Here is a 4,626-nt window from a genome sequence, read left to right on the forward strand (position 1 = left end):
TGGCTGGGCGCGCCCCGGAGCCCGGGGCCGGGGGGGGGGGGCCCCCCCCCCCCCCCCCCCCCGGCGGGGGGGGGGGGGGGGCGCCCCCCCCCCCCCCCCCGGGGCCGCGGGGGCCCCCCCGGCGAGACGGCCTGCGGAAACAGAAAAGGCCGGGCATCGAGCCCGACCTTTTCTAACCCACCCCTAACCCCTCCCTTGCAGGGAGGGGAATTTCTAAAGCCCTGCCCTACCGCGCCATCAGCATGTTCCGAACCCCCGTCCGGAAGATCGGCAGCCGTGCCCCCAGCCGCAGCCCGGTATGCCGCATCACCCGGGCGAGCGGGCGCTCATCGGTATAGAGCGTCACCAGCAAATTGGTGCCGAGCCACAGCGGCCGCGCCGCCGCGCGGTGCCCCTCCTCGTACGACCGGATCACCTGCTCCCCCGCAATGTCCCGCCCGTGGCGCAGCGCCTCGCGGATCTCCGCCGCCAGCAGATCCTGCCCGCTCAGGCCCAGGTTGAAGCCATGCGCGGTCACCGGGTGCATCCCCACCGCCGCATCGCCGATCAGTGCCGCCCGCCGCGCCCCGAAATGCTTCGCCCAGGTAGTGACCAGCGGATAGACATGGCGCGTCCCCGCCATCTCCATCGGCCCCAATATCCCCGACGATCGCTTGGTCAGCTCCTTAGCCAGCGCCGCATCGGGCAAGGTCGCCAGCCGCGCGATCGCCCGCTCGGGCAGGGTCAGCACCACCGAGGTCATGCCGTTGTTGAGCGGCAGCAACGCGATCGTCTGGCCATGGCCGAACCATTCGGTCGCGACCTGTTCATGCCATTTCGTATGCGAAACGCGGCACACCAGCATCGATCGGCCCAGCCGGTTGATCTCCGCCGCGATCCCCAGCTGCTCGCGCACCGGCGACATCCGCGAGTCCGCCGCGACGAGCAACCTTCCGCGTATGGAGAGTCCGGTCGACAGGGTGACCTCGGCACAGTCCCGCGTCGTCCGCGCGCTGCCCAGGCCGATCCCGCAGGCGAGCCGCAGCCCCGGCTGATCCTGCACCGTCTCGAACAGCGCCTGGCGGATCAGATGATTGGAGACCAGCCAGCCGAGCGGCTGGCCGTCATGCCCGGGATCGAAGTCGAGCGCGAAGGCCGATCGCCCGTTGCGCACCCGCGCGGCCTGGAGCGGCGCCGCCTCGGGGATCCGCTCCCACACCCCCATCCGCTCAAGGATCGCCCGCGATCCGTGCGTCAGCGCGATCTCGCGCCCGTCATAGCCCGGCTCGGCCAGCGCGGCGCGCGGCTGGCGCTCGACCAGCAGCACCTCCAGCCCGGTGTCCCGCAGCGACCGGGCAAAGGCCAGCCCGGCCGGGCCACCGCCCACGATAATGACGTCGCAATCCATGGCGCTACTCCTTCGCCATGCTCATGCACCTGCGCGCGCCCGTGCCAATTGCGTTTGATCAAAGCCAAGGATGCACAATTCGTCGTCTGCGCTTATCTAGCGTCCATGGCAGACCTTTTCGCCGCCCAGGAACCGAGCTTCGCCCCCGAGACCACGCCGCCCGATGGCCCGCTGGCCGATCGCCTGCGCCCGCAGGATCTCGCCGACGTCGTGGGACAGGAGCACCTGACCGGCCCCGAAGGGGCGATCGGCCGCATGGTCGCGGCGGGCAAGCTCAGCTCGATCATCCTCTGGGGCCCGCCCGGCACCGGCAAGACCACGATCGCCCGCCTCCTCGCCAATGCCGTCGGCCTGCGCTTCGTCGCGATCAGCGCGGTGTTCTCGGGCGTCGCCGACCTCAAGAAGGTGTTCGCCGAGGCAAAGGAATATGCGCGGCTCGGCCGCAGGACGCTGCTGTTCGTGGACGAGATCCACCGCTTCAACCGCTCGCAGCAGGACGGCTTCCTGCCCTATGTCGAGGACGGCACCGTAACCCTGGTCGGCGCCACCACCGAGAATCCCAGCTTCGAGCTCAACGCCGCCGTGCTCAGCCGCGCCCAGGTGCTGATCCTGCGCCGGCTCGATCATGAAGCGCTCACCCGCCTGCTCGACCGCGCCGAGGCGGCGGAAGAACGCCCCCTCCCCCTCACCCCCGAGGCGCGCGACGCGCTGGTGGCGAGCGCCGACGGCGACGGCCGCTTCCTGCTCAACCAGGCCGAGACCCTGTTCTCGGTCCAGTTCGAGAAGCCGCTCGATCCCGCGGCACTCGGCGATTTCCTCCAGCGCCGCGTCGCGGTCTACGACAAGGATCGCGAGGGTCATTACAACCTGATCTCCGCGCTCCACAAATCGGTGCGCGGCAGCGATCCCCAGGCGGCGCTCTATTATCTCGCGCGCATGCTCACCGCCGGCGAGGAGCCGCTCTACGTGCTGCGCCGGCTGATCCGCATGGCCGTGGAGGACATCGGCCTCGCCGACCCCAATGCGCTGGTCCAGTGTCTCGCGGCCAAGGACACCTATGAGTTCCTGGGCTCCCCCGAGGGCGAGCTGGCGATCGCTCAGGCCTGCCTCTATGTCGCCACCGCGCCCAAATCGAATGCGGCGTACATGGCGCAGAAGGCGGCATGGCGCAGCGCCAAGGAAACCGGCTCGCTGATGCCGCCGCAGAACATCCTCAACGCCCCCACCAAGCTGATGAAGCAGATCGGCTATGGCGCGGGCTACACCTATGACCATGATGCCGAGGGCGGCTTCTCGGGCGACAATTACTGGCCCGAGGAAATGGCCCCCCAGACCTTCTACACCCCCACCGACCGCGGCCACGAAAAGCGCATCGCCGAGCGGCTGGCCTGGTGGAACGAGATGCGCGAGCGGAAGCGGGATGGGTAACCTCCCGCCAAACACACCCAACTTCGTCATCCCCGCGCCCTCCTTCGTCATCCCCGCGCAGGCGGGGATCCAGGGTGGCAGAGCGATGACCTTCGTGACTCTGGATCCCCGCCTGCGCGGGGATGACGGAATGGAAAAGCAAGGGTGTAGCGACGAATGAACGAGGTGTTCCTGCTCTGGCACTCCTATCAGCTCAATGAGGGTGAGGAGGAATCCAAGCTGATCGGCATCTATGCCAGCCACGCGGACGCCGAGGCCGCACGCGCGCGCAGCGTTGCGCTGCCCGGCTTTCGCGACCACCCGGACGATTTCCTCATCGAAAGCTACACGCTGGGCCAGGACAAATGGACGGAAGGCTTCGTCACCTGGCGAAACGGAGGGTTCGAATGAACAACTGGGACGAAGCCACCGCCTATGCCCGCACTCTCCCCGATGTGGTGATGGAAAGCTGGTGGGGCACGCTTTGTCCCAAGATCAACGGCAAGGGCCTGATGTCCCCGGGCCGTGAAAAGGGCAGCTTCGGCCTGGTCTGCACCATGCCCGAGAAGGAGATCCTTCTCGAAACCGATCCGGACAGTTTCTGGCAGACCGCGCACTATGCCAACTATCCGATGATCCTGGTCCGCTTCGGCACCGAGAGCCGCGAGCGGATCGAGCTCTACATCCAGCGCGCCTGGTGGGACCGCGCGAAGAAGCCCCAGCGCATCGCCGCCGGCATGCCGGAGCGGCCGTGAGCCCCGATCCCCGGAGACGCGCCCCATTTCGTCATGCTGAACTTGTTTCAGCATCCAAGGAGCCGAGAGGGATATCCTTTGGGGAGCGTTGGATGCTGAAACAAGTTCAGCATGACGGGTGGTGCTAGGCCCGCGAATCCAATGCCCTCCTTCACAACCTTCATCGCAATCGACTGGTCCGGCCAGGCGGTCGAGCGCCCCAAGGGCCTTGCCGTCGCCTGCGCACAGGCCGGCACCGCCGCTCCGGAGCTGGTCGATCGCAACTGGTCCCGCCAGGACATCGCCGACTGGCTCGCCGACCTCGCGGACAGCGGCACCCGCGCGCTGGTCGGCCTCGACCTGTCCCCCGCCTTCCCGCTGGTCGATGAAGGCGCGTACTTCCCCGGCTGGGACCGCTCCCCGGCAGACGGTCCGGCGCTCTGGCAACTCGTCGAGCAACTCTCGAGCGAAGACCCGCATCTCGCCGCCACCAGCTTTGTCGGCCACACCGACGCCCGCCGCCATTTCCGCCAGCTGCGCGATTGCGGCGACCTGTTCCCGCCCGGCCGCGGCCGCTTCCGGGTCTGCGAGCATGGCCAGGCGGCAATGCAGCTGTCGCCGTACAGCTGCTTCAACCTGGTCGGTGCCAGCCAGGTCGGCAAGTCGAGCCTCACCGGCATGCGCGTGCTGCACCGCCTCCGCGGCAAGGTGCCGATCTGGCCCTTCGATCCGCTGCCGGAAACAGGCCCGGTCCTGGTCGAGATCTACACCGCGCTCGCCGCCCGCACCGCCGGCATGCGCAAGGGCATCTCCAAGATCCGCGACGGCGAAACGCTCGACACGATGCTGGCCGCGCTGGGCTCCGGCCCCCATGCGCAGCTGCCCCGCTATGACGACCACGCCACCGACGCGATCCTCACTGCCGCCTGGCTGCGCGCCGTGGCCGACGATCCCGGCCTATGGGCACCCGAAGGCCTGACGCCCGAACTGGCCAGAACCGAAGGCTGGACCTTCGGGGTGCGCTGACCGCACGCTAGCTTCAATCGTCACCCCGGGGGGGGGGGGGGGGGGGGGGGGGGGGGGGGGGGGGGGGGGCGG

General features: G+C 68.9%; 5 protein-coding genes. 4 read left to right on the plus strand and 1 reads right to left on the minus strand.

Annotated features, from left to right (window positions below; translation table 11 throughout):
• Positions 1-226: 226 nt before the first annotated feature.
• Positions 227-1,387 (minus strand): 5-demethoxyubiquinol-8 5-hydroxylase UbiM, encoded by a 1,161-nt coding sequence (gene ubiM, locus AAHM44_RS24690; RefSeq protein ID WP_342251649.1) that lies wholly within the window; start codon positions 1,385-1,387, stop codon positions 227-229.
• Positions 1,388-1,492: 105 nt separating this feature from the next.
• Between ubiM and AAHM44_RS24695 the strand changes: the two genes are divergently transcribed.
• From AAHM44_RS24695 to AAHM44_RS24710, 4 genes are all read left to right on the plus strand, one after another.
• Positions 1,493-2,815: a replication-associated recombination protein A gene (locus tag AAHM44_RS24695; RefSeq protein ID WP_342251650.1), complete on the plus strand. Its 1,323-nt coding sequence runs from the start codon at positions 1,493-1,495 to the stop codon at positions 2,813-2,815.
• A 156-nt stretch (positions 2,816-2,971) separates the two neighbouring features.
• Positions 2,972-3,205, plus strand: coding sequence for a hypothetical protein (locus AAHM44_RS24700; RefSeq protein ID WP_269574692.1), 234 nt, complete (start codon positions 2,972-2,974; stop codon positions 3,203-3,205).
• On the plus strand, positions 3,202-3,549 hold the full coding sequence (locus AAHM44_RS24705) for a hypothetical protein (protein ID WP_269574691.1): 348 nt from the start codon (positions 3,202-3,204) through the stop codon (positions 3,547-3,549). The genes AAHM44_RS24700 and AAHM44_RS24705 overlap by 4 nt, the downstream gene beginning before the upstream one ends.
• Before the next feature lie 141 nt (positions 3,550-3,690).
• Positions 3,691-4,554 carry a hypothetical protein gene (locus tag AAHM44_RS24710; RefSeq protein WP_269574690.1) on the plus strand — a complete coding sequence of 288 codons (864 nt, stop codon included), beginning with the start codon at positions 3,691-3,693 and terminating at the stop codon, positions 4,552-4,554.
• Positions 4,555-4,626 lie beyond the last annotated feature (72 nt).

Origin of the sequence: Sphingomonas sp. OTU376 (genome assembly GCF_038440415.1) — a bacterium.
Lineage (GTDB): Bacteria > Pseudomonadota > Alphaproteobacteria > Sphingomonadales > Sphingomonadaceae > Sphingomonas > Sphingomonas kyeonggiensis_A.